General features: G+C 66.7%; 21 protein-coding genes and 5 pseudogenes. 13 read left to right on the top strand and 13 right to left on the bottom strand.

All coding sequences use genetic code 11. The features are described 5' to 3' along the window. Window positions 1–193 precede the first annotated feature (193 nt). Together IE248_RS25535 and IE248_RS38710 are read left to right on the top strand one after the other, a co-directional pair. Window positions 194–737, top strand: a pseudogene (locus IE248_RS25535) (transposase); the annotation flags it as partial. Next, window positions 719–850: pseudogene (locus IE248_RS38710) on the top strand (IS630 family transposase); the annotation flags it as partial. The pseudogenes IE248_RS25535 and IE248_RS38710, both read left to right, overlap by 19 nt. Window positions 851–958: 108 nt before the next feature. Here IE248_RS38710 and IE248_RS25530 read toward each other — a convergent pair. From IE248_RS25530 to IE248_RS25520, 3 genes and pseudogenes are all read right to left on the bottom strand, one after another. Next, window positions 959–1471: a hypothetical protein gene (locus IE248_RS25530; protein WP_190031806.1), complete on the bottom strand. Its 513-nt coding sequence runs from the start codon at window positions 1469–1471 to the stop codon at window positions 959–961. A 3-nt stretch (window positions 1472–1474) separates the two neighbouring features. Next, window positions 1475–2233 (bottom strand): hypothetical protein, encoded by a 759-nt coding sequence (locus IE248_RS25525; RefSeq protein ID WP_190031805.1) that lies wholly within the window; start codon window positions 2231–2233, stop codon window positions 1475–1477. A gap of 436 nt (window positions 2234–2669) precedes the next feature. Beyond that, a pseudogene (locus IE248_RS25520) lies at window positions 2670–3463 on the bottom strand (IS5 family transposase). 643 nt (window positions 3464–4106) lie between these two features. Here IE248_RS25520 and IE248_RS25515 point away from each other — a divergent pair. Then, window positions 4107–8318: a golvesin C-terminal-like domain-containing protein gene (locus tag IE248_RS25515; RefSeq protein ID WP_190031804.1), complete on the top strand. Its 4212-nt coding sequence runs from the start codon at window positions 4107–4109 to the stop codon at window positions 8316–8318. A gap of 62 nt (window positions 8319–8380) precedes the next feature. On the opposite strand, the gene IE248_RS25510 is transcribed toward IE248_RS25515, so the two are convergent. Beyond that, window positions 8381–8980, bottom strand: coding sequence for a DUF6461 domain-containing protein (locus tag IE248_RS25510; RefSeq protein WP_190031803.1), 600 nt, complete (start codon window positions 8978–8980; stop codon window positions 8381–8383). 27 nt (window positions 8981–9007) lie between these two features. Here IE248_RS25510 and IE248_RS38590 point away from each other — a divergent pair. Further along, window positions 9008–9382 (top strand): annotated as a pseudogene (locus IE248_RS38590) (hypothetical protein); the annotation flags it as partial. 79 nt (window positions 9383–9461) lie between these two features. Continuing rightward, entirely contained in the window at window positions 9462–9542 is an 81-nt protein-coding gene (locus tag IE248_RS37610) for a DUF6207 family protein (protein WP_229895518.1), read from the top strand. Between the two features lie 52 nt (window positions 9543–9594). On the opposite strand, the gene IE248_RS25505 is transcribed toward IE248_RS37610, so the two are convergent. After that, window positions 9595–10074, bottom strand: coding sequence for a hypothetical protein (locus tag IE248_RS25505; RefSeq protein ID WP_190031802.1), 480 nt, complete (start codon window positions 10072–10074; stop codon window positions 9595–9597). Continuing rightward, window positions 10071–10805: a hypothetical protein gene (locus IE248_RS25500; RefSeq protein ID WP_190031801.1), complete on the bottom strand. Its 735-nt coding sequence runs from the start codon at window positions 10803–10805 to the stop codon at window positions 10071–10073. Before IE248_RS25500 ends, IE248_RS25505 begins: the two co-directional genes overlap by 4 nt. Window positions 10806–11051: 246 nt before the next feature. On the opposite strand from IE248_RS25500, the gene IE248_RS37605 reads away from it, so the two are divergent. Next, on the top strand, window positions 11052–11315 hold the full coding sequence (locus tag IE248_RS37605) for a hypothetical protein (RefSeq protein WP_229895508.1): 264 nt from the start codon (window positions 11052–11054) through the stop codon (window positions 11313–11315). 361 nt (window positions 11316–11676) lie between these two features. On the opposite strand, the gene IE248_RS25490 is transcribed toward IE248_RS37605, so the two are convergent. Beyond that, on the bottom strand, window positions 11677–13191 hold the full coding sequence (locus IE248_RS25490; protein WP_190031800.1) for an FMN-binding glutamate synthase family protein: 1515 nt from the start codon (window positions 13189–13191) through the stop codon (window positions 11677–11679). A gap of 154 nt (window positions 13192–13345) precedes the next feature. Then, window positions 13346–15031 carry an acetolactate synthase large subunit gene (locus IE248_RS25485; RefSeq protein WP_100582027.1) on the bottom strand — a complete coding sequence of 562 codons (1686 nt, stop codon included), beginning with the start codon at window positions 15029–15031 and terminating at the stop codon, window positions 13346–13348. Between the two features lie 17 nt (window positions 15032–15048). Between IE248_RS25485 and IE248_RS38245 the strand changes: the two genes are divergently transcribed. Then, window positions 15049–15294 carry a transposase family protein gene (locus IE248_RS38245; RefSeq protein WP_100582289.1) on the top strand — a complete coding sequence of 82 codons (246 nt, stop codon included), beginning with the start codon at window positions 15049–15051 and terminating at the stop codon, window positions 15292–15294. An 875-nt stretch (window positions 15295–16169) separates the two neighbouring features. Here IE248_RS38245 and IE248_RS38420 read toward each other — a convergent pair. Then, on the bottom strand, window positions 16170–16616 hold the full coding sequence (locus IE248_RS38420) for a hypothetical protein (RefSeq protein WP_190031799.1): 447 nt from the start codon (window positions 16614–16616) through the stop codon (window positions 16170–16172). A gap of 111 nt (window positions 16617–16727) precedes the next feature. Here IE248_RS38420 and IE248_RS25470 point away from each other — a divergent pair, with 111 nt between their 5' ends. Continuing rightward, on the top strand, window positions 16728–16973 hold the full coding sequence (locus IE248_RS25470; RefSeq protein ID WP_190031798.1) for a hypothetical protein: 246 nt from the start codon (window positions 16728–16730) through the stop codon (window positions 16971–16973). 117 nt (window positions 16974–17090) lie between these two features. Here IE248_RS25470 and IE248_RS37585 read toward each other — a convergent pair. Further along, a pseudogene (locus tag IE248_RS37585) lies at window positions 17091–17907 on the bottom strand (IS5 family transposase); the annotation flags it as partial. A 51-nt stretch (window positions 17908–17958) separates the two neighbouring features. Between IE248_RS37585 and IE248_RS37575 the strand changes: the two are divergent. After that, window positions 17959–18222: a hypothetical protein gene (locus tag IE248_RS37575; RefSeq protein ID WP_359240059.1), complete on the top strand. Its 264-nt coding sequence runs from the start codon at window positions 17959–17961 to the stop codon at window positions 18220–18222. After that, window positions 18215–18754 carry a hypothetical protein gene (locus IE248_RS25460; RefSeq protein WP_229895507.1) on the top strand — a complete coding sequence of 180 codons (540 nt, stop codon included), beginning with the start codon at window positions 18215–18217 and terminating at the stop codon, window positions 18752–18754. Before IE248_RS37575 ends, IE248_RS25460 begins: the two co-directional genes overlap by 8 nt. Window positions 18755–18823: 69 nt before the next feature. On the opposite strand, the gene IE248_RS25455 is transcribed toward IE248_RS25460, so the two are convergent. Next, on the bottom strand, window positions 18824–19099 hold the full coding sequence (locus IE248_RS25455; protein WP_190031795.1) for a hypothetical protein: 276 nt from the start codon (window positions 19097–19099) through the stop codon (window positions 18824–18826). A gap of 317 nt (window positions 19100–19416) precedes the next feature. On the opposite strand from IE248_RS25455, the gene IE248_RS25450 reads away from it, so the two are divergent. Beyond that, the gene (locus IE248_RS25450; RefSeq protein WP_190031794.1) at window positions 19417–20022 is read left to right on the top strand and encodes a sigma-70 family RNA polymerase sigma factor; all 606 of its coding nucleotides are present in this window, start codon (window positions 19417–19419) and stop codon (window positions 20020–20022) included. Continuing rightward, window positions 20015–21598, top strand: coding sequence for an IclR family transcriptional regulator domain-containing protein (locus tag IE248_RS25445; protein ID WP_190031793.1), 1584 nt, complete (start codon window positions 20015–20017; stop codon window positions 21596–21598). The genes IE248_RS25450 and IE248_RS25445 overlap by 8 nt, the downstream gene beginning before the upstream one ends. A gap of 770 nt (window positions 21599–22368) precedes the next feature. Here the strand turns inward: IE248_RS25445 and IE248_RS25440 are convergent. Next, window positions 22369–22767: a hypothetical protein gene (locus IE248_RS25440; protein ID WP_190031792.1), complete on the bottom strand. Its 399-nt coding sequence runs from the start codon at window positions 22765–22767 to the stop codon at window positions 22369–22371. Between the two features lie 391 nt (window positions 22768–23158). Between IE248_RS25440 and IE248_RS25435 the strand changes: the two genes are divergently transcribed. Further along, window positions 23159–23491 (top strand): DUF6233 domain-containing protein, encoded by a 333-nt coding sequence (locus IE248_RS25435; protein ID WP_190031791.1) that lies wholly within the window; start codon window positions 23159–23161, stop codon window positions 23489–23491. 482 nt (window positions 23492–23973) lie between these two features. Here IE248_RS25435 and IE248_RS25430 read toward each other — a convergent pair whose 3' ends face one another. Next, window positions 23974–24468, bottom strand: a complete 495-nt coding sequence (locus tag IE248_RS25430; RefSeq protein ID WP_190031790.1) for an SMI1/KNR4 family protein — start codon at window positions 24466–24468, stop codon at window positions 23974–23976. Between the last annotated feature and the right edge of the window lie 3 nt (window positions 24469–24471).

Raw genomic sequence — 24471 nt, 5'->3', positions numbered from 1 at the left:
CGCAGCACTGACATCACGCTGCCGCACCACCACCGACAAAAACCCGCAGATCATCACCGGCAGGCGTCGACGATCAGTGAGCCTCTTCGAGTTGGCCACTGATCGGGTGATGGTCGTGAAGCGCAACGAACGAGGCCCCCGAGGTGTTGATCGAGATGTCTGACGTCTCAATCACGTTGCTCGGGGGGCCTCGTTGGTCATCCATCCTGCCACACATGACCTGCCGCATGCGCTCGTGGAGTGGGTCGCCATGCTGGTTGTCACTCGTGAGGGCGACCGGCGCTGCAGGCTCCGTCCGTCCCAGCGGGCGATGGTGGCACTTGGTGTACCTACGAGAGCACACCACTCTGGCGAAGATCGCCGCCAGGTTCGGGATCAGCGAGTCCACCGCCCACGCCCACACCCACGCGGTCGTCAACCTGCTCGCCGAACGAGCACCGGGTCTACTCAAGACGCTGCGCGAGCACGATCCCGACTTCATCCTGCTCGACGGGACCCTCGCCGAGTGCGACCGGGTCGGCGACGGCCGGGCCGACTACTCCCACAAACACCGGCGCCACGGCGTGAACGTGCAGGTCGTCACCGACCCGGGCGGCCGGCTGCTGTGGCTCTCGCCCGCCCTGCCGGGCCGCACACACGACCTGACCGCCGCCCGCACCCACCGGATCATCCGGATCTGCGAGCGCCAGCGCGTTCCCGTCCTGGCCGACCTCGCCTACGGACCATTGGCAACCTCACCGCCGCCAACCTCGACCAGTTGGGCAGAGCCGTGAAGCGAAGCCTCAAACAGATCCAGTACCGCCCGCACCTCGTCGATGGATGCCTCGCCGGAACCGGCCTGGTTATGGACACTGACCACGATCAGACCGACATCACGCATTCAAGTTCAGTAGCGGTTGAGGTTCTCCAGGAAGCCGCCCGTTACGAGTGCGCCCCGGAAATGGAACTGGCCACCATATCAGTAGTACCGTGCGTTCGATGCGTTTTCGTTCTTTAGTGCGGGAAAGAGATTCTCTGCCGGCCAGTAGTCGCCGCAGCTTGGGGCGAAGGACTGGCTGAGGCCATTATAGCTGGAGCTGAAGTAGACACGGTAGAAGGCTGAGCATTCGCCGTTCGATGCCGATGCCGATGCATTCTTAAGTGTCAGGTCCGCTCCTGAACCGCCTCTGCACGTGTTGTAGAGGTTGGACATCAAGCCGTGAGAAAATACGAAGCGAACAAAAATGGCACCGTTCGGCGAATAGCCCGAGTGATCAGGGATACTTCTGTTCGTCACAAAACATGAGCTTGTCGAGTAATTCGTCTGCTCACCTCGACTGTCGTAGTACAGGGCGAAGCAGTAGCTATTGTTGGCGGAGGTGCACTCGTCGGCAGAATAAGATGTCGCTGCCTGAGCACGAGGCATCACGAACAAAGTGACTGAAAGTGCAAGCAGAGCAGCAAATGGGATGCGCAGTACCTTTGAGATCACTTTTCAGCCCTGTGCCTTGTATGCCTGCGTAGCTTTGCTGACTACGCGATTCTTGTCGTCTCGCTCTCTGTTGAGAGTCGAAGCATCCTTCGCCATCTCTTGTTGTTGTTTTGCTTCTTCGCTTTTATGCCAGAGCTCCACGACCTTGGTCTGGCTTTTGCATTCGACGTCGGCTGTCGCGATTTCAATTTCGCGAGCGCTAGGTATCGGGGAACCGACGTTCACGCCGAGGGGGGATACGTCATCGAGAGGTGACGCGATATCGAATGCGCGCTCATTCATACAGGCTGACCATCGCGCGATCGCATCTTTTACGCTCTTGTCGTCTTTCGCCGCCATGTAGGCGCGGCTTTCGGCATTCGCGACCGTAGGCGTCTGCGGCATGGGGAACATCCGCTTGGTTTCTCCCCGGCATCCACCATCGGGAATCTTCTGGCCCTTGTAGGCGCCTTGGACAATTTCGGCGCCGGAGCCTGTGAAGACGGCTTCTTCGGCGCCCTTGGCGGGCTCCCACCGCGGCGGCTCTGGCATTTCTGGGAGATGGTAACCACGCGTCCTGGCGGCTTCTAGGTCCGCGATGCCGTATCGACGGCCCATGTCGGAGTTTGCTGCACCGGCGGCTGCCTTCAGTGACGGCTCGGGAGGGCCGAATTTCTTGAATCCATACCGTGCCATGCACCTGCGCCACTGATCCTGTGTCGCGATCTGCCAGGCATATTGCTCGCTTGGAGTGCTGGAATATGCGTCCAGTGGTAGAGTCATGCCCTTCGTCAATCCACTGGTAGGCGCCGCAGGTATGGTATCCAGCGAGATACGGGGGGGTGCTGCGACCGCGGTCGGATCGGAAGGATGACCTTCGGTGGCCGTTCCGCATGCTGCCAGAAGTCCTATCGTCGCAGCAGTGACAACGGTCCGTGAATATCTACTCAATGCAACCCCACCCCATGTGTCTTTTCGATCGGCCGCAAATCTCATCGCACGATTTCATGCGCGAGATTCTCGCATCCGCGGAAGCCTAAGTGTTTGATGAGCTCTGCGGCGGTGTAATGATCAGGCCTGCCCAATAGCAGCTGCGCTGGTGGCTGAGCCTAAGAACCTCGCCACCCTACCCTCGCCGTGCTGACACTGGTACACCCGCATTGAATGAAAGGCCAGAATGCACTGAAAATTGGCTTGTTGGCTTAACTAAGAGCGTGTCCTATGTGGTGAGGCGGACGAGTCGCTTGTAGCAGCACAGGGCGGCGGCGAGGCCAAGAAAGGCCAGGTAGTTGCGAGGATGGCGCTCGTAGCGGTGGTTGAGACGGCGATACCCGGTCAGGCAGGACATCGTCCGCTCGATCACCCACCTTCGCCGGCCGAGACGTTCGGAGGACTCGACGCCTTTGCGTGCGATGCGGACGCCGATGCATTTGCGCGTAACCATTTCCGCAGGTGGGGGACGTCGTAGGCCTCGTCGGCGTGCAGGCGGGCGGCTTTGAAGTGGCGTCCGCGGTGGGGGTCGTGTCTCGTTTGGTGACCGAGCACCATGGGCTTCAGCGCTTGGCTGTCGTGGGTGTTGGCCGCAGAAAGCCCGACGAGGAGGGGCAGTCCGGCCGCGTCCGACAGGACGTGCATTTTGGAGCCCGGCTTGCCTCGGTCCACGGGGCTCGGACCTGTGAGTTCGCCCCCTTTTTGGCCCTGACGTGGGCGGAGTCGAGGACCGCGCGGGAGAGGTCGAGCAAGCCGGCGTCGTCGAGCCGGTGCAGGATCTCCTCGTGCAGCCGGCCCCAGACTCCGGCCCTCGACCAGATCAGGAACCGGCGGTGGGCACGTCGACTTCGATATCCCGAAGCAGGCTCGCCAGGAACACCCGCTGACCAAGACATAGATGATCGCCGCGAACAGCGTCTCATCAGGCGTATCCGCTGTTCCGCCGCCCTGCGGCCGCACCCTCGACGGCGGGATCAGCGGCTCCGCGATCTCCCACAGCCCGTCCGGAACAATCCAACTCACGTACCCCGCCGCGTACCGACGTCAACGACGCCTCACCACATAGGACACGCTCTTAGCTGCCAACGATGATCACTTACGTGAGGGTTTGGAGGAAACGACAACACCATATCGGTGCCTAGCTGACGTAGCGCCTACGACCTGCTCGCAGCGGGTAGCGCCCCGCGGGCGTTCGGCTGTCGCGTCGTTGCCACGCAGCAACATACCGTCGGTGGCGGGGCGATCACCTCACGCTTCGAGGATGGTTCGCATACACACTCGCGGCACGGGCTGCCACGTGATCTAATGACGGCGCCTCAGACGCCCGTCGACCGCGGACGAGCTGACGCATGTTGACCAACGTCGGGCGGGGGGCTCGACCACCTGGGAGATCTCTCCCCAGACAAGCCGCGTGCTGATCAGGGGGAACTCTGCCCGCAGACGTGCATCGATGAGCCCTCTGCTCTCAACGCACCGGGAAGTCACCCTCTTGAAACGCCGCACAGCCAAACTACGTGCGCCTGCAGTCATGGTCTGCAGCGCTGCGCTCATCGCCGGGCTCATACAAGGCCAGGCCTGGGCCGAGCCCAGCCCCGCCGGCAGCCCTCAGCCCGCTGCTGGCTCAGAAAACTCGTCTCAAGTCCCGCTCCCCGAGCGAGAGAAGCTCTTGGGCAAGGAGTGGAAGACGTCAGCGGACCGGGCTTGGACCACCAGTGGCGACGCCACCGGCTTCCATGTGCTGGTCGCCGATCAGAAAGCCGGCTACGGCTGGCGTACGGCAGCCACGCTCTCTGAGCCCGGCTTCGATGCTGACATGTGGATCGGCAACGCGTGCGTGACCGGTTCCGGCAAGCGGGCGGTGGTCGCCTACGCACCCCGGACGTTCACCAATAAGCCCGAGCTCATGGCACGGGGCGCTTTCACCGCCGTGGTGGACTTGGACTCCGGTGCCGTCACCAAGCTGGCCCGGCAGGCTTCGCTCGCCTACTTCAGCCCTGGCTGCGGAACCGGCGAAACGGCCATCCTCACCCAGGCAGGCGGCGAGACAAAGAACGAGACCCGTCTGTTGACCGTGGATGTTGCCGCGGCCAAGGTCCGCCGGACCACAGAGTTGGCCGGCCAGGTCACTTCGGCGGTCCCTGTGGGCGCGTACATCGTGGCGGCTGATGCCGCCCGTATCACCAGGATCGACGACCAAGGCCACCGAACGGCCATCGCCCAGACAGCGCAGGTACCTTTCGGGCTCAAGGTCGACGCCGAAGGCGGCCTCGTCTACATGGATCGCTCGGCCGGCGCCAAAGACCAGGGTGAGGTCAAGCGCATCACGGCGGGTGACATCGCCCGCGGCGACGCCAGCAAGACGCAGCAGACCCTGCTGGCCCGAGGCACACTGACGAAGATGGACCTGTCCAGCAGTGCTGCCGGCGCTGTCTTCATCACCGGTGACACACGGGCGGCGCAGCCGCTGCCCAAGACGGTCCAGCGCCGCCCGGATGTGCCCAAGGACTCCACGGCGAGTACCAGCGGCAAGGCACTGGTTACCAAGGTGACTACGGTTGGCGAGAGCGACCCGCGCAGGCAGCAGGCCCTCGCTGCCGAGTCGAAGAAGATCAGCCTTATGGTCCTCGCCACGGGCAAGGACGCGAATTTCACCGTCAACCCGGATGTGTCTGATGAGAAGGACACAGCGGGTACGGCTCCCTCTCCGGCCCTGCCCGGTCCGAGGACGGCCGCCCCGGCCGCGCAGAAGTCGGCGGCTCAGCCTGCAGCGATGGCTGCCTCGCCGGCCGAGGACGAGCGTTACTGCTCCGTGGCCCGCAACGACCCTGCCAAGCAGGCCCTGCAGCCCAAGCCGCGTCAGGTGGAGTGGGCCGTCGACCAGATCGTCAACGGAACCCTGGACAAGAACGTCTCCCGGCCTGCCAACTGGAAGAACCTGGGGATGGCCGCGTACCAGCCGCAAACCCTGTTTCCCCGGCTGGGGCTCAATGGTGGTGGCCGCATTCCCGCACAGGTGCTGCTGGGCATCACCGCCCAGGAATCCAACATGTGGCAGGCCTCGCGTGTGGTCGTCCCCGGTGTCACCGGTAACCCTCTGATCGGCAACTACTACGGCACCAAGTACGCGGCCAGCGGTCAGCAGACCGACCCGTGGGCGATTAACTGGGCTGAAGCCGACTGTGGGTACGGCGTCACTCAGATCACCGACGGCATGCGTATGCACGGCAAGGAGAAGACCGGCGAACTTCCCCTGACCACTCTGCAGCAGGAGGCGGCCGCGCTCGACTACAGCGCGAACATCGCTGCCGGTCAGCGCGTCCTCGCGGACAAGTGGAACGTGACCACTGCGGACGGTCTGAAGGTCAACAACGGTGATCCGAAGTACTTGGAGAACTGGTTCTTCGCACTATGGGCCTACAACTCCGGCTACTACCCCAAGGCTGCCGCTACAACCAATGGCGGGATGTGGGGTGTGGGGTTCACCAACAACCCGGCCAACCCACTGTGGAAGGCAAACCGCGTTCCCTTTCTGGAGGGCCCGGCCGGCGCCAACGACTACTCGCATGCCAAGCACCCCCAGGACTGGCCCTACCAGGAAAAGGTCCTCGGCTGGGCAGCCCGGCCACTGGAGGCCCTTGAGTCCCCGGGCAAAATGGTCGCTGGATTCCGCGAGGCGTGGTGGACCAGTACCGCACTGCGCAGCACTGTGAAACCGGCGGAGAATCTTTTCTGCACCGCCGCCAATAGCTGCGACCCCAGCAAGATCGGTCCGAACGACCAGAACGAACCCGGACTGGGCGCCTGCACCCGCGCCGACCTCAAGTGCTGGTGGAACCAGCCGGTCACCTGGAAAGATTGCGGTGCCAAAGCAGAGTGCGGCAACGAACTCATGCGCTTCAACGACACCTACAAGGAAGAAGCCGACGGCACCGCATACCCGCCCAACTGCACCACGCAGGGTCTGCCCGCCAATGCTCTTATCGTCGACGACGTTCCCGACGACACTCCCATCCATCGGCCGGGCTGTTCTCTACCGAAGCCCAACAGCGGTACCTTTAACTTTGACTTCGCCACACCCAACGCGAAAATCGACCTTCACCAGCTCGGCGCCGGCTACAGCAGCCACTTCTGGTTCGGCCACACACGAAAGCCGGATGACGTTACCGGTCGAATGAAGGTGACAGGCACCTGGAAGCTCTCCGCACCCATGTCCGGTGGAGCCGAAGTATTTGTTCATTTGCCGGACCACGGGGCTCAAGCGACGCTGGCAACCTACAACGTCAAATCGATCACGCGCACTGATGCGGTAGTGGTGGATCAAACGGGTACGGGGAACCGGTGGGTCTCACTCGGTGAATTCAACTTTAAGGGAGTAATTCCGGAAGTCATCCTTTCGACGGACACTCGGGACGGGACCGGCGATAAGGATATAGCGTTTGACGCGATAGCCTTCGCGCCGAAGGATATATTGGGCGGGGTCCCCCAGATAAAGCTTCCCCCGGCCAATCCGAACGCTCCGGACATAACGAATTATGGCGAGGAGCCGCATGCGCTTCCGGGTATCAGCCCTACCTTGAAGAGCGCCCCGAATGGTAATTGCCAGCCTCTCCAGGGGCGGATCGGTCGCAGCATGTGCGTCCAATCGGCGCCTCACGAGGGTCCCAGTGCCGTAAAGGACAAGTCCCTCCAGAAATCACCTCAGGACGCGCCGGGAGCGCGAGCTGCAGCTGTTGCCATGACCTGCTCGACGAGCATGCAGATTAAATCGTTCAATCGATTCCAAGCCTGCGCGAAGACTGACCTCAACCTGATTGTTCTTGAGAACAACGTACCTCTGGGAACGGCTCAGTTTGAGGTGGATCACAATATTCAACTCGACAGAGGCAAAGCCCAGATATTCCAATCTCTGACTATAACCCCGATTAAGATCCAAGACACCCTGGGGACAGTCAGGCTGAATCTCGATTTCAACTGCACCCGGCGAGGGAAGACTCTCGCAAACGGCACCGCGGTTCCGGACAAGGCCTGCCCTGTCAAATCAACAACGATCGTCGACCCCACCTGGACTGCCGGTCAGACTGGGCCGGCATCCCTCAGTGCCTGGCAAGACTGGGAGAGCACCAACCCCACGGCGAAGAACAACGACATGATCGACCTCTCGTGGACGGTCACAGCGACGGTCCCGCGTGGATCGAGCGTTCCTCACACCTGGGCCAAGCCTGGACTGCAGGTACGTTGCGACAACGAGGTCGGCAGCACCTCAGGGTGCGTGTTCCACGAGTACACGCCTGACTTCCCGATCAACTATGACAAGCATCCCGTAGCGGCAGCCCTCTACTGGATGACGACCCAGAAGCTGGCCGGCGGGAAGTACCCGGGAAGTGCCAGCTACCCTGGCAGCAAGAGCAGGCTGTCACCGCTGACGCGCAACTCAAGCGAGAGCGTGGCGAACACCAACCGCAGCAGAATGTGCAGCAAGTCTTCTACTAATTTCACGTCGAATCCCCCGGGGATGACGTGCGACGAGTACCCGTTCGCCCGTTCCAGGCAGAGTGGCGGATATATTATCGATCCAGCCACCGGAACGAACATCAACGGTAAGGCGTGCGCGCAGTTTTCCGCTGTCGTGGCGGACCAGGGAACTCCGAACGAAAAGTGGACCCTGCACTACGACGACAATTACTCTCTGCCGAAGTGGGACGAGCCTTGCGCCCGGGGAAGCATTCCCGGCCCTCAGAACACGGGGGCAGGCGGTGACCTGGGACGGTTCGTCACGGCCGTACGTCTGATTGACACGGATCGGTACTACGTGACCGTCAAGGAGCTGGACGGCTGCGACCCGAATTTGGTATGCACGCCGATGTCGCGAAACCCGTAGCAGGCACGTGTAACACTGTTTATGATCTTGAGGCCGGGAGCGTTGCTTCCCGGCCTCAATTTCTACCTGGGGATTGCCATGCTCAGCGCCTGATCGGTCAAGATCTCTCGGGGCACCGAAATCCCGAATTCTTCTTCCGTCATGCGGTAGGTCGATTTTACAGGCTGCAGCCCCTCTGTGTCGTCAATGAAGATCGGCTCCCCATGCTCATCCAGTAGACCCACACGAATCATCGCGGGGATAAGGCGCCCGGGTTCCCTCCCTGTCGGAGTCGGATCGGTCAATGGATCGAAGGTGCAGACGGTCTGGCCATCGACGGCGAAAATGAAATGGGTATCAAAGTTTGTCGTCTGTGACAGCTCCACGGCCTCGGTGCCCTTGGAAATTTCATGGATTCGCGAATCCATGTCGGCGCCATACGCTACGACAGCCCCGTAGCTCGCAAGGAAGAACGACCAGTCTCCCGATCGGCCGGCCCTGAGAATCGTCACATCGGATTCCATTTCGATTGCTTCAGCTTCCGCCCAGCTCAGATGCATCTCCTTGCCGATGCCGCCTGCTCTCCGCAGCAACTCAGAAGGGTCGATATTCCGAGCAGCAATCAACCAATGACCTTCGAGATCAGAGCCATCGAGCCACTGCAATCCGTCACTAGTCGTCATTGAGTAGATCCCCCTGCTCTCCGATTGATGCGCTTCGACCGGATTCTACCTTCGCCAACAAAGGCAGGTTGCCCATCTCCCGGCGACGGTGAGGTGTGCATCGTTTGCTGCCCTCTGACTTGGCAAGCAACCTTCCGGCTCGATCCGGTTGGCACGCAACGTGTGGTCCGGGGCTGTCGTCACGTGTCCTGGACTGGGCCGGCCACTCAGCTTGACTCTGGTTCGGCCTTGACCCCGGGTTTTGGACTGCTCCCCGCGCACGCGGGGATGATCGGCTCCAATCCCTCGTGCGGGTGGAGCCGAGGCCGCCGGCGAACCGCCCCAGTTTTCACCGACGTCGCAGCGGTCATGAAGCCGATCGACGAGCAGCACATCGCGGAGCCCGGCCTGGTGGTCCTGGACATCACCGGCGGGGACGAGGACACCGTCCAGTCCGTCATGGCCGCGCTGGAGGCTCTGGGCAACCTCGGGAATCGGCCCGATGCGCCGGGACCCCGGCGAGCCCGGAGTACGGGCCCGGATCTACGCCGACGTCCTGCGCCCTGGACGGGAAGCCCCATAGCCATAGCCTCTGGGCAAGCCGCCCTCGCGGAGGGGGCTTGCCCAGGGGCGCGTCAGGCTTGCCCGGCTGCCGACTCCCACAGCGGGTGGGCACGGCCGGTGCCTTCGCAGTGGAAGCACCTGCCGCCCCCGGGCGTGCTGCGGGCCACGATGGTGTCGACGGCCTGGCGCAGGAGCCGGGTGAGGCCGTCGACGTGGGCCGGGTGCAGGGCGGGTTCGTGGCGCCTGCCCACTATGACCTCCAGCGCGACCCTGGGCCCGGCGTAGCCCAGTTCCGCGGTGACGCCGTGGGTGACCGTGCGGATGAGGTCGTGGAGGTGGCCCATCGTCTCCATACCGGACAGCTCCACCCTCGCGGTGAACAGGACCTCGTCCGGCTTGGTGAGGGCCAGCAGCGCCTCCGGCCGCTCGAACGGCACGAGGCGGCCGACCGGGTCGCGGTGGGCGGCGTGAAGGCGCGCCAGGGCCAGCCACATGTCGCCCGCATCGCTCTGCCCGAGCACGGTCGGGATCTCTTGCTTGTTTCGTCTCATGGCTCCGGTGTACGACCGGCGAGGAGGCGGCGGCCGGCTCCGGGCCGTCGCGTCCCAGACGATGACGCCACGACCTCGGGAGCCGTCCCGCCACGTGATCTGGACGCTGGGCAAGCCCTCCGAGTCGAGGGCTTGCCCAGCAGGGGCCGTGACCGATCGGCAGGCCGGCTGTGACCGATCCGCCTCCCGCGATCGGTCAACCAGCACGTCAGCGCCGTGACCGGTCCATGCAACTCCCGCCGAGACGGTGACCGGTCATCGGTCAGCCGGCCCTCGCCGGGAAGACCGGGGTGGCCGTGACCGATGCCGCCCACCCGGAGCCTCCGGCCGGGGTGGGCAAGCCGGTGTTCGGGATGGCTTGCCCAGGCTCCCCTTGGGCTTGCCCAGCGTCGGTCAGCGGCCGATCGCTTCGGGATAGCGGGAACGGCGCCGGTGTGGGTTCCCTGCTTGATGAGCTGGTGCAGCGGCTTCTTGCCCGCGCCTGGGATGCAGTCGCGCAGCGCGATCTCCACCGCGATCAGGGAGTGCATGACCGCCACGGTGGAGAACTCGTAGCAGTAGTAGGACTGGCGCAGCAGTTCCCGGGCCGTGCGCAGGACGGTCGCCGCGGCCTCGGGGACGGCGTCGGGCACGACCAGGTCCTCCACGAGGTCGTGCATGTCGGCGTACTGGCTGACGAAGTAGTGGGCGCGTTCGTCGGGCACGGGGAACGGGAGGCGCTGCGTGGTCATCCCCGGAGTCTCCCAGCGGTGCACCGGGTCCGGCAGCGGCTTTTCCCCGGCCGTCGCCCAGGGTGCCGGGACGGAGACTTCTCCCTTCTCCAGATGGGTGGTTTGTCGCATCTGGAGAACCCTGTCAAGGGGAAACGTGCGGCCGTCCGAACCTGGACAAGGGGGGGGTGGTCACCGTCGGTGCTCCCCGAGGCTCGGGACCAGGCCGTCGCGATCCGCGAGGGGGCCCGTACGTGAGGAGCCGCCATGCACGACACCAGCACCCTGCCGCTCGCCCCGATGACCCCGCACACCGCGATCAGCGCCTTCGGCTACCTCCGGGCCGTCGAGGCCGGTGACGTCGAAGCAGCCCGGGAGTTCGCCGGCGCCGAGCCGCGGATGGCCGAGCTGCTCGTCGACGTCGTCGAGCGGATCGTCGTCCCCGTCACCGCCCTGCCCTGCCCTGCTCGGAAGAAGGCGAGCCGTCCACGGAGATGTTCGCCCTGGAGGCCCTCGGGCGAGTCCTGGTGACCTCCCTGCGGATGTGGGCGCAGGCCGGGCCGGAGGCTGCGGAGGGCATCGCCTGCGCCGTCATCGAGTTCGTCCTGCAGTTCCTCACCGACGACCACGAGGACGTCGCCGAGGTCCTGCGCCAGCTGGAGGCGGTGGGAGTGGGCCAGGCCCTCGATGCCCACCCCGCACCGGACGGTGCCCGCAAGGTGCGCCTCTCCATGTGTAGTCCGCGGCGGGGACGACGGTGGTGCGCACCGCGCCCATCGGGTGGCCTCCACCGGATGGGCGCACCGCACCGCACCCTGACAGCACCACCGTCCACTCGGTGGGCGTGCTGCGCAGGGCATGACGGTTGAAAACAGGTGGCCGAGCAGCTAGCTCAGGTGGTGATCAGTTCGGCGATCTCATGGGCGAGCTCCGGCCCGAGCGAGCCCCAGCCATCCTTGTAGCCGTACACACTCCCCAGGGTGCGGGCGTCGTAGTCGCCGTTCAGGATGTCTATGTCGGTGGGGGTGATGAGCGACGGGTGGGGGACACCGACGGCGCCCGAGACCCTCAGCAACTCCCTGCGCAGGGTGCGCAGGTACATCGCTGCCCGGATGCCCTTCGAGGGCGCGTCGATGCCGCGCGCCAGCCACGGGTTCTGGGTGGCGATGCCGGTGGGGCACTTGTCGGTGTGGCACTTCTGGGCCTGGATGCAGCCGATGGACAGCATCGCCTCACGGCCCACGTTGATCATGTCGACGCCGAGGGCGAACGCGACGACGGCGTTCTCGGGCAGGCCGAGCTTGCCGGAGCCGATGAAGGTGATGTCGTCGGTCAGGCCCCGCTCGGCGAACACGCCGTAGACGCGGGAGAAGCCCACGCGGAACGGCAGGGACACCGAGTCGGCGAAGATCAGGGGAGCCGCCCCAGTGCCGCCCTCGCCACCGTCGACGGTCACGAAGTCGACCCCTCGCTCACCCCGCTCCATCAGCGTGGCGAGTTCCTCCCAGAAGTCCATCTCCCCGATGGCGCTCTTGATCCCGACCGGCAATCCGGTCTCCGTGGCCAACAGTTCCACGAAGTCGAGCATCGAGTCCACGTCGTGGAACGCGGTGTGCCGCGACGGCGAAGCGCAGTCCTTGCCCGCAGGAATGCCGCGGATCCCGGCGATCTCGTCGGTCACCTTCGCGCCCGGCAGCATGCCCCCGAGCCCCGGCTTCGCGCCCTGCGAGAGCTTGATCTCGATCGCCTTGACGGGCGCGCCCGCGACCATGGACTTGAGCCTGTCGAGGTTGAACGTCCCGTCCTCGTTGCGGCAGCCGAAGTACGACGTACCGATCTGGAGGACAAGGTCCCCGCCGTTGAGGTGGTAGGGCGACAGGCCGCCCTCGCCGGTGTTGTGCATCGTCCCGGCCAGCGCCGCGCCCTTGTTGAGCGCCGTGACGGCCGCGCCGGACAGCGAGCCGAAGCTCATCGCCGAGATGTTGATGACGCTCGCCGGGCGGAACGCCTTCGCGCGGCCGCGCGGTCCGCCGAGCACCTTGGCCGAGGGCAACGCCGCTTGCGGGTCGCTCAGGTCGGGCAGCGCACCGGCGAACGTACGCTGCTTCACGTATGCATGACCCTGCACGTGCTCGACGTCGTTGTCGGTGCCGAACCCGAAGTAGTTGTTCTCCCCCTTCGACGACGCGTAGATCCAGCTGCGCTGGTCACGGCTGAAGGGACGCTCCTCGTCGTTGGACGTCACGATGTACTGCCGTAGCTCGGGGCCGATCGTCTCCAGCACATACCTGGCGTGTCCCACCAGGGGGAAGTTCCTCAGCAGCGCGTGCTTCTTCTGCACGAGGTCGCGGGCGGCGACCAGCGCCAACCCCGTGGCGGCTGCCGCACCTATGCGCCGAGCACGCATCACAATCGTTCCTCTCCTCGACTGGCCGAACCTCACGCTGACCATCTACCCCGCGCTGCGGAAATGCCACGCGATGCCGGAGACCCGAGGGCACCGCCCCTGCGGGAGGGCCGCCGCGCGGCCCGTACGGGGGTCGGGCCGCGCGGCGGGCGGGTCAGAGCGCCGAGTCGAGGTGCCCGAGGTGCTTGATGAGGTTCATGTTCTCGGCGTAGTCCACCGGGCAGTTGATGATCGACACGCCCGGGTCCGCCAGTGCCTCACGGAGCGTCGGCAGCAGGTCCCCAGCGGACTCGATGTGGTAGCCCTTCGCGCCGAAGCTGCGGGCGTACTGGACGATGTCCGGGTTGCCGAAGTCGGTGTTGGAGTTTTCCCCGACCTCCAGGTCCATCTTCCACTTGATGAGCCCGTAGCCGTTGTCCTCCCAGATCAGCACGGTCAGTGGAATGTTCTCGCGGACCGCCGTCTCGATCTCCTGGGAGTGCATGAGGAACGAGCCGTCGCCGACCGCCGCCAGCACCTTCGTCTGCGGCCTGGCGAGCTGAACCGCGAGCGCGCCGGGCAGCGAGAAGCCCATGGTGGACAAGCCGTTGGAGATGAGGCAGGTGTTCGGCGCGTACGTCGGGTAGAGCCGGGCCATCCACATCTTCAGCGCGCCGGTGTCGACCAGCACGATGTCGTCGCGACCGAGCGCGGCGCGGGTGTCGGCGATGATGCGCTGCGGGGCGAGCGGGTAGCGCTCGTCCGTGGCGCCCTGCTCGAGTTCCTTGGCCAGCAGCGCGCGGGTGGCCATGGTGTCCTCGTCGTCGATGGTCCAGCGCAGGCCGTCGAGTTCGGTGGCGAGGGCGTCGAGGGAGGCCGAGATGTCGCCGATGATGCCGACGTCGACCGAGTAGCTGTCGTCCACCTCCGCCGGGACGCGGTGGATGTGGATGATCTTCTTGTCACCGTCCGGGTTTATCCGGGACGGGTCGAACTCCTGCAGCTCGTAGCCGACGGCGATGACGACGTCGGCCTCCTCGAACCCGAAGTTGGTGTAGTCGCGCCGCATGAAGCCGAACGTGCCGGTCGCGCACGGGTGGTCGTCGGGCAGGACGCCCTTGCCGTGGAAGGTGGTCGCCGTCGACACGTCGAGTGCGGTGGCGAACGCCGTCAGCGACTCTGCGGCGCCGCCGCGCGCCGCGCCGTGTCCGGCGAGGATCACCGGCCGGCGGGCCTCCCGCAGCAGCTCCACCGCTCGCTTGATCTGCTTCGGGGACGGTGCCTCGGGCTGCACGACGTTCCTGCGCAGCGGGCGCAGGTCCGAGCCGTCCGTCGCCGCGTCGACGTCCTCGGGCACGGCGAGATAGACGGCGCCGGGCCGCTCGGACTCCGCGCTCTTGAACGCGCGCCGCACCATCTCGGGGATGGCCTGGGTGGCCGGGACCTCCGCCGACCACTTCGTGACCGGGGCGAACATGCTCACCAGGTCCACGAACTGGTGGGACTCCTTGTAGTTGCGCTCCTTGCCGACCTGCGCGGTGATTGCGACGACGGGCGTGCTGTTCGTCATAGCGTCGGCGACGCCCAGCATCAGGTTGATCGCGCCGGGCCCCAGCGTCGCGGACATCACACCCGCCGAGCCGGTGAGCCGGCCGTGCATCTCCGCCATGAAAGACGCGGCCTGCTCGTGCCGGGTGAGGACGTAGCGGATCTTCTCCGAACGGGCGAGGGCGTTGGTGAAACGGATGTTCTCCTCTCCGGGCACGCCGAACACCACCTCGACGCCCTCGTTCTCCAGGCAGCGAACCAGGAGTTCAGCCGCTCCGTCGGGGGTCTGCTTCCGGTGCTCGGCGTCGCTCACGCTGATCGTGTCCTCTCCTGAGTTTTGGCCGCGCCGATGGGCGGGCCGGTCAGCCGTCTACCCCGGCCGGCCGCACTCACAAGCTCACCCCGGACCAGAAGGAAACCAACCGCGTCCTCGCGATCGGACGGGCACCGGTCAAGCACGGCTTCGCCCATCTCAAGAACTGGCGGATCCTCATCAAGCTCCGCACCGACCCCACCCGCGCCACCTGCCTCCTGCGTGCTCTGCTCGTCCTGACGAACATCGAAATCAACCGCTGACAGGTGATCTTCTTCGCGGACTCCCGTCCATGACCAGCGTGCGCATGTGGAGAATCGGTCACACCAGCCCTTTGAACTACGACTTCAAGTTGGGGAGGCTCAGTGGAGCCCACTCGATGGGATCCACTCAGTGTCGACTCCGGGGCGGTCCACTCGGTGGACGGTGCTCGGCCTCGTCTCCACAGCCAGGCGTTCGAGTGCCGCATCCGGGACAGGGCGCGGGTGTCGCGGCGGGCGGCGGCGCTGCCGATGCGGTTCTGCCGGGGCCGGGGCCGGGGCCGGGGCCGGGGCGACTGTGCGCCGTAGAACCGTCGGACTCCCGCCGCCTTGAGCCGCTTGCGCTGCTTGGCCTGCTCCGCGTTCTTCGCCCTGATGGACTTCGGCTTCCGGGGCCGCTTCCAGATCGGCTGCCACTCCGTCGGCGGCGCGTACGCCTCGGCGCGCTTCTGGGCGGCCTCCTTCAGCCTGGTGGCGACGGCTTCGATCCTCGGGTCCGCGGGCGGCATGTTGGTCATGCGATTCCTCCGGTGGGTGGTGTCCGTCCCCTGTGCGGGCTGGACAGGCTGCTGGGCGCTCCGCGGCGGAGCCGCCGCGGACTTGGGAGAGGGGAGGAGGGCGGCGGCTCGCTCCCGGACCCCGGCCTGGAGCCGGGCGGCCATCTCGGCGGCTGCGGACTCCAGCGTCCGGCTGGTCAGCTCCACCGCGGCGACGTCCGTCGTCGCCTCCAGGTCCCGGCCGGCCCTCCGCCCGGTGCGAGAGCTCAGGGTGCCCGGCACGGCAACGGTGTGCCGCCGGGGCCGGGAGTTCAGGCGGTCCGCGCGGCGTGCGGCACGGACCCGGGCGGTCAGCCCGCCAGCAGCGAGACGGGCCCGCTCCTACAGGGAGGCGGCGCGCTTGCGGGTCAGCGCGCGCAGCACGGCCTGATCCTCGGTGCCGCGCGGGTACAAGGCGCGCAGGTCGGAGGTCAGCATCCGCCGACTGGCCCGGCGGGTGTAGCCGTCGATGGCCGCCTGCACGATCTCCTCGTCCAGGCCGGGCCGGTGAGGTCGGCCGCGAAGAGCGTATGAGAGGTGGCGGCGGGCTTCGGCGAAAAGGTGGCGGCGTGCGAACGCGCCGCGCATCACGTACACCACGGCGATGGTCTCGGCGACGGCCAGGGCGACGTCGACGACCGGGCGCACCCGCGCCCATATCGCTGCGGCCGCTGCTTGGGCGCGCTCCGCCAGCCCGGCGACGACGTCGGCTCCGTAGGCTCGGGCCGCCGATTCCCGCCAGGCGGCGCGCAGCTCGGACAGCGACCTCAGTTGGGTGCGCTTCGGCAAGCCGCCCTTGCGGAGCGCTTGCCCAGGGCCACCTCAGGCCTGTTTGAGTACGCAGCTACTGTTTCCCCGTTGTCGTCCGGGGTGGCCCCGGTCTGAATGAGGGGTGGGAAAGTGGAGAAGACCTGGTTCGAAGTGGTGTTCCGCAGGAGACCGCATCCGGTGCTGCGCCTGCTGGGCAACCTCGCGCTCTGTGCGGCCCAGTTGGTCTTCGTGATCGCCGTGATCACGCACTTCCACAGTGCCTGGCGGTGGCTTATTGTCCCGATGGGGCTCTGGGCGATGCTGGCCGATGGCCGGGGCGTGGTCTTGGCAGTGCAGGACCTTCGGCGGCGGGGTGAGACGACCTCCGCTGGCTGACCGCCTCGGTCATGCCCGTTGAGGGAGGACCGGGCCTTGCCCGGGTCAGCCAGCATCATCTTCACCACGCCAGGGGCAAAGCTCCGCGTGGGATCCGGGACAGGTAGGCGGGGTTCAGCTACTGGCCGGTCTTTTCGACCAGTCGACGCGGGGCCCCTTTCGGGTCAGGCGCCGCGTCATCAGGGTGATGAGTGCCCAGGCCAGATGGGCTTCTGAGTTCTGTGGGAGCCGTTCGTAGTCCCGGACGTTGCGGCGGGATTTCATGATCCAGCCGAGGGTGCGCTCGACTTTCCAGCGCCGTGGGAGGACGACGAACCCTTTCGCGCCGCGAGGCCGTTAGACCGTCTGCAAGGTCATCGTGATGAAGTCGTCGGACCAGTTGACGAGCTGGCCGGCGTAGGCGGAGTCGACCCAGACCTGGGTGATCTGCGGCCGCATGAGACGCAGGCGTCAGAGAAGTTCTCGGGCCGCGTCGCGGTCGGTCATGTCGGCGGGTGCCACCGTGATCATCACGGAGAGGCCGAGGGTGTCGACGGCGATGTGTCTCTTGCGTCCGTTGATCTTCTTGACGGCGTCGAAGCCGCGGGTGGCCGTGGAAACGGTGTCGGCGGCTTTGACGGACTGCGAGTCCACGATCAACGTGACTGGCGAGGGGCCATCGCCCCTTGCCAGTCCGGATCTGGCGGCGGAGCTGGTCACGGATGAAGCCGACGACGCCGGCCCGCATCCAGCGGGCGAAGTGGTAGTAGACGGTCTGCCAGGGCGGGTAGTCGGCGGGCAGAGCCCGCCACTTGATCCCGTTGTCGACGACGTAGCGGATCGCGTCGACGATCTCCCGGCGGGGCCATTTCTCCGGCCGGCCGCCGGACTTGAGCCGGCAGATGAGCGCCCATGCGATGTGCACCGTCGGCGGCGCCCTGAACACCAAGTCCATCGCCAGCCAGGGCTTCCGTCCCTTGGCCTTGTCGGTCTTCGCCGACTGGTTGTGCTCGATGGGCCTGCCCAGCACCGTCGCCCGCCGCGCCTGCGCCGGGGTCTTGCCCTCCGCCAGGAGGACCTGCTCGATCCGGTCCGCGTCGGGATGCCGGCCCTCGCCGAGGCCGAGCGCGAGGGCTGGCTCGGTGAGATCGAAGGACTCAAAGTCAGCCTCGCCGGCGCCGAGGATAAGCTCGCCCAGATCGACAGGCAGTCCCAGAAGGCCACCATCAGCCTGGGCATGCCTACGACCAGGAGCGGGGACCTTGAGTAGCGACGCACATCGAGAAGAACCAGGCCGCGATCTGAGCACGTGGACGCTCGACCAGCTGCAGATGTTCATCCATGACGCCCGCGGCCAGCAACTTGAAACGGCACGCGTTGCCGCGCAGGGACAGGCCTACGACTCCAGCCATCCCCAGGAAGTCCGTCGCCAGTGGGCGAAGCTGGCGCTGCTCGCGAACCGGCGCATGCTCGACCACGCCGAGGGACACCCTGCGCGGGTGGCTCAGCAGGAGTTCATGCTCCGGATGTGGGTGATCGACCGTCTGGGCCCCGACGAGACGGACACCGACTGGCTTCCCGAGGCGCTGGCGTCCGACACGCTCGATGCACTGACCTTCACGCCCCCACAGGCTGCTGGACTCGCCGAGGGCTGGCGCGACCTTCCCACCGAGCAGATCCGCGAGCTGCGGCGACACAAGAACCTGACGGCTCATTTGGAAAGCCTGGTCGGCTACCTGGCACCCGGCCCGGTACGCGAGCGACTCGTCACCTGGACCGCAACCCGACCGCTCCTGCCTTGACCAGCCCTCCAGCAATCAGATCGCCTCAACTGAGTTCTTCAGGCGAGCATCAGCAAAGGCCGACGAAGGTCAGAACGGAACCGACAGACCGGAGTCGCGCAGGCGGGCCAGAGCAACGGACGTGCACTGCTGAATAGTCCTCCCGTCGGCCCGCATCCCATGCGTCAACGGGCCACCGCTGGCGGCGAACGTCCACGCTGGCGCGTTGTCAGCCAGTCTCTCGGCGTCCATCCTGATCATGGCGTTCACACCCTGCTCGTCCAGCCACTCCAAGATCAGAAGCGTCACGTCCTCGACGCCGCGTTCCTCATCGATCTTCGGCCAACGGCCTCGGTTCCCAGTCATCACCCCGACTCTATCGAGGCCCCGGAGGTGGTCCAGGGGCCCCAACCGGCAAGTTCAGAGAAGCCTGCGTCCGCTGCCCGGTCCTGATCGTCGCCCTGGACGAGAAGCCCCGCATGGAAGAGATCAGCGACAACCTCAAAGATAGGATCGTCGAAGCCGAACGCGAAGGATGGCTCGGCGAAGTCGAAGGTGTCCGTGTGCGGTTGTCCCGAGGGCCGTGTTGTGCGGTACGAAGCCGCGGACGGAGGTGTGCTGACCGTTTGGGCGGTCGGGCCCGTCACCGCGGCGGCGGGGCGGCGGCGTGAGGAGCATGGCCCGTGGTAGCCGGCAGCCCGGGCGGGTCCGAGCCCGGGCCGGACGAGGAGACCGCGCGGCTGGTGATGGCCGCGTACCCCAAGTGCATGCGCCAGGGCATGCGCTGGCTGCTCCACCGGTGTCCGGAGATGCTGCCTACCCGGCGGGCGGAGATCGCGGAGGAGGCGTTCTACCGCACGACGAAGAGATGGCTGGCCGATCCCTCGCTGGCCGGCCGGGAGCTTGTGCCGTACTACCTGACGGTGGTCCGCAACCTGGTCACCGACGAGGCGCGTGCCGGCAGGCCGGTTCCCATACCGCGTGCCCCGGACGGTCTGGAGGCCGGTGTGCGGGTCTGGAGGGAGCAGGTCCACGACGACACCGCGCTGCTGGAGACGGTGGTCATTCCAGCGATCCGGACCATGCGGCCGGGGCAGCGGCGGACGGTGGTGGAGATGCAGAGCGACGGGGCCGACGACACGGCGATCGCGACCGCGATGGGGATTCCCCGCAAGCAGGTGCAGATCCAGCGTGTGCGGGCGATCAAGGAGTTGCGGGAGAAGTTGAGGAAGTTGATCCGTCCTGCGGGGCGGATAGGGCGGCGTGGGGAAGGGGACTGTGGTGAGTGACGTAACAGGGGACGGGCGCACCGCAGGGGACTCCGCCGCACGGCTTGCCGCCCTGATGTCGCGTCTGGCGGGCCCGGCTGACTTCTGGGACCGTCCCGACCGCAGCTGGGCCGCTCCCCGCCGGACCGACCATGTCGGCGGCACACCGCAGCCGGATGCGGCCGATGTGAACTCCGCCTACCGCCTGGGGTCCAAGGCCCTGCGTCACAGGGATGTGGAGGCCGCCGAGCGGTGGCTGGGCCATGCCGCCGAGCACGGCCACCCCGGCGCCGTCTTCCGCCTCGCTGTCCTGGCCGCCCGCGTGGGCAGACCGGCGCTGCACACCGAAGTGACGGAACTGGTCTCGGCCGCCGCGCAGCTCGGGCACGGGGACGCGCTCGCGTTGCGGGCCGACATGGCCAAGTTCCCTGCCGACGGCCAGGCCGTCGAGGACACCGAGTTCGCCGACGAGCTGTGCGCGGCGCTTCTGTGCGGCGCGGGCGGCATACCGGGGCGCAGCGTCGGGTTCTCCGCCTCACCGTTGCGTGCGCCGCGGTTGACGGTGGCGCAGCGGCAGGTACCCGGCCAGGGGTCTGCGCCGGCGCAGTGGAAAGCGGTGGAGCGGGCGTTGCGGATCCTGCACGTGCTGCACGGCTCCTCCGTGGCACTGAGTCCGGCGCAGTTGTCGAAGCGGGCTCGGCTCTCGAAGGGAGGGGTGGATCGTCTGCTGCCGTGGTTGTGCCAACGCGGTATGGCAGACGGGCTGCCCGATGGCGGGTACGCGCCGGGCCCGGACCTCCTGGCGTTGGCGCAGCCCTCGGGTAGTGCGGCGGAGAGCGCGCTGCAGCGGACGCTGGGCACGCTGCGGGACGCGGTGGGCGCCGCGGTCTACGTGAGCAGCTACACCGACGGGGATGTGCACATCTCCCGGCTCGCCGACGGCCCGCAGGCTCCCCGTGTGTACGAGTGGGTCGACTTCCGGTTCGCGGGACATGCCAGCGCGGTCGGCAAGAGTCTCTTGCAGCAGTTGCCGTTCGAGGCGCGCATGGACCACCTCGCCCGCCGCCACCCCGTACCCCTGACCCCGCGGACCATCACCGACCCCGCGCGCCTGTTCCGCATCATCGATCACAACGGTCCCCGCTCGGTGCAGTTCGACTGGCAGGAGTACTCCCCACGTGAGGTGTGTGTGGCGGTGCCCCTCAGCTTCGGTCAGGCCGAAGCCCTCGCCTTGTCCCTGCCGGCCTCACAGCGCCACCGTCTCAAGGAGGCCGCCCAGACCCTCACCGACCAGTCCGCGACCGTCCTGCTCAGCCTGCTCCTCAGCGGCAACCCGCCCGTCGAACCCGCCCCACCGCGACACGGAGAGATCGCGGTCGTCCCGCCCACCGACGGACTACTCCTGACACGATCGGCCGCCATCACGGTGCGGACCGGGCCGGCACCCAACCGGCCCGAAGCCGAACATCCCACCCACCCGCCCCAGCCACCCGTCCCCAGCAGGCCGGCCCTGGACTGGTCCGACGTGGTCGACGACCTCAACGACCACGGCGTCCCCATCACCTCCATCGCCGACACCTACGCCGCCGCCATGTGACCCACACACCTGCCACACGCGACGCGCCCGGCCACCCGAGGGGGGCAGGCGGCAACCGAGCCCACACCGTCACAACCGGCATCGGGGTAGCAGGAGGTCCCCGATGCCGGGAACAACGAAAAACTGGAGTCAGGCCCGTGTGCTGCTTGAGCAGCCACGGGCCTGACCGCCACCGGGGGTGCGCCAGAGGCGGACCCCCGGGTTCCCGAGCCGCTCGCGCCGCCCGGGAACCCGCAGGCTTGACTAGCCGCGCGGCCGCCCGCCCCGAGCGCGGCCAAGCCGCACAACCCGCAGGACCGTGGTCACGATCTGCGCCGCCTCCGCCCACTCCGGCGCCCACACGGACAACGCGGCCTGCACCACCTCGACGGCGAGCACCGAGAACACCCGGCCCACCAGCCGGCGCCTGCCGGACCGGCGGCTGCGCGGGGCCGGTGCCCCGCCGGGCCCGGCCGGCTCCCGCCCGACTCCTCACCCGTCGACTCCCCACCCATTCCTTACATGCTCATGCCAGATATCTCCTTACGCGAAAGTGCGGATCACACCCCCGGCGGGAGGTGTGATCCGCACTTTGGAGCGGAGAGGGGTTAGCCCCGCAAGTTGCACAAAATCGCAGGTCAGAGCGCTACAGGGTGGAGTTCGCGCACGTGCTACATCACCGCCCCCTTAGCCCCGCAACCCCCGCCGATGCGACCCGGCGCACTGTCCCGTGACATCGAAGCTTGAGCGACGCTGGTGCTGCGCCGGCGCGAGAGACTTGCCGACGCAGCTCAGCTGTCCGGACCGCAGACGGTGCCGCCGGGCTGCTGGCGGGAGTACTGGACCATGGCTTCCTGCGAGGTCGATGGCGTGCTGCCGTCGACGGGGGCGAGGGTGTAGAGGACCGTGATGGAGCCCTCAGCGACGGCGTCCAGGACGCCGTCCCAGGGAATGGTGTAGCTGACGGAGGTGGTGTCAGCGGTGACGCGCACGACGCCCTGGGTCTTCGCGGCCAAGATCTGCCCGGCGGTGTCGCTGTAGACCGTGACGTCGAAGGTGACCTTGTCGCCAGTCGTGAAGTGGATGTGGTCCACCCTGACGAGGACCCCATTCCAGGGCTTCTGCAGGCAGCTGATCGAGCCAGGAGGTTCCTCAAAGGGGAACTCCGGAAAGTCGAGTGCGATCGACACACAGGCTCCTGGTTGCCGAAGGGCAGCTCGGCGGTCGGATGCCGCTCAAACTTCGATGACACGAACCTACTGATCATCAACCTTCGCTGGCAAAGATCAACCTTCGCTGTCACAAGACACACACGCCGGAGCGGGCGGAATGAGCCGCGCCGCACTCGCCCCCAAATTCGAACATGCGATCCAATAGGAGTGACGCCGTCCGCATACCCAGGAGACCGCCATGGCCACCCCCGAAACCCCCACCAGACCCAAGCCCGCCACCTGGGCCCCCAGCCAGACCGGGCCATGCGCGCTCTGCCACGCCCCGACATGCAAATACGGCGGGCCCGGCGCGTCCCCCACATGCCCCTCATGCAAGGCCGCCCGTCAGGCCCAGTACGGGGGCTGAACCATGTCCGTCCTGCCGCCCGACCTCCCCCGGATACGGACTCTGGCCACCTACCTGCGCGGCGAACTCAGCCGCACGGAACAGGCCCTCGCCGCCGCCGAGAAGCGCGAAGCCGCCACCACCCGGCAGCAGCCGGCGCCCGAGCCCCCGGCATGGCTGGTCGAGCGCGGGATCAGTGTCGGCCGCCTCCCGGCCCGCGTTCACGCCGGGGACTGCTGGGACACCCGCAGCCGCTGCGCCCCGGCCGACGCCGACCAGATACGCGCCCTGCTCGCCCAGGGCATCCCCGCATGCCCTCACTGCCGGCCCGACACCGCCCTCGGAGTGCTGGAGTGAACCACCGACCCCAGGGTGGAGACATGACCGAAAGCCGACCAAAAGTGGTCGTGTACCCACCCGATGCCCAGGGCGGGCGCCGCGTCCGCGCGGACGGGGAAATCCTCGGCCGCGCCCTGAACCCCCGCGACCTCCTGGAGTTCCTGCGACGGGCCGGCCTTGACCCAGACAACGTCCGCCTCGACGACCCACTACTGATCGAGTGGCGCGGGGCGGGCCAGCAGTCTGGAGCCCGGACACCGACGGGGTGGGAGTGCACCTGCCTCGCACGCCGCTCACCTCGGAGCAAGTGGAGGCCGCCTTCGACTACGTCCCCGCGGTGCAACTGGGCGGCGGGGCGGTCAACGCCAGCCGCGCAGACGCCAACCCGGAGCTGGCCTTCCTGTTGCTGCGGCTGACGGAGGACATCGTTGCCCTGACCACGCCATCCCCGATGAAAGGGGGCAACCCCGTCTGTCACCGGCTTGCCCCCGGCCGCGACCTCAGTCGTCGTCCGCCACAAGGGCGTGGACCGTGGGCCATTCCGGCATCCAGTCCGTCTCGATGTCCCCGCGAAAGACACCCACGAGCCACTCCTCAAGAGGGAGGCTGGTCTCGTACCAGTCTCCCCAGTTACGGCGGAACGCGGAGACGGTCCAAGGATCAGCCGCACCACGGGGCACCAGGAACAGCCGGTCCCCGTCAATCGTCTGTCCCCAGTGGAGCATTCCACCGGGTTCCGGAAGAACGGGCTCGACGATCAGCCGGGATTCTCCGCGCTTCACGTAGCCGCTCATCCACTCGCCCTTCTCCTCGAGGGTGAGCGGACCGAAGAGGTAAAGGAAATCGTCGACCATGAGGTCCCCGTACGTCTGCAGCACTCGCTGCACTTCCGCGGGAAGGGCGGTCTCCCATGCCCGCTCGACGTCGGCCAGGGCACGCTCGGGCAACGGAGACGGCCCCAAGATCCGGGACAGCTCATCAAAGGACGAAGACACTTG

Source organism: Streptomyces goshikiensis (assembly GCF_014650555.1).
Lineage (GTDB): Bacteria > Actinomycetota > Actinomycetes > Streptomycetales > Streptomycetaceae > Streptomyces > Streptomyces goshikiensis.
The sequence above is the reverse complement of the archived record's forward strand: the minus strand, read 5'-3'. Positions and strand labels throughout refer to the sequence as shown.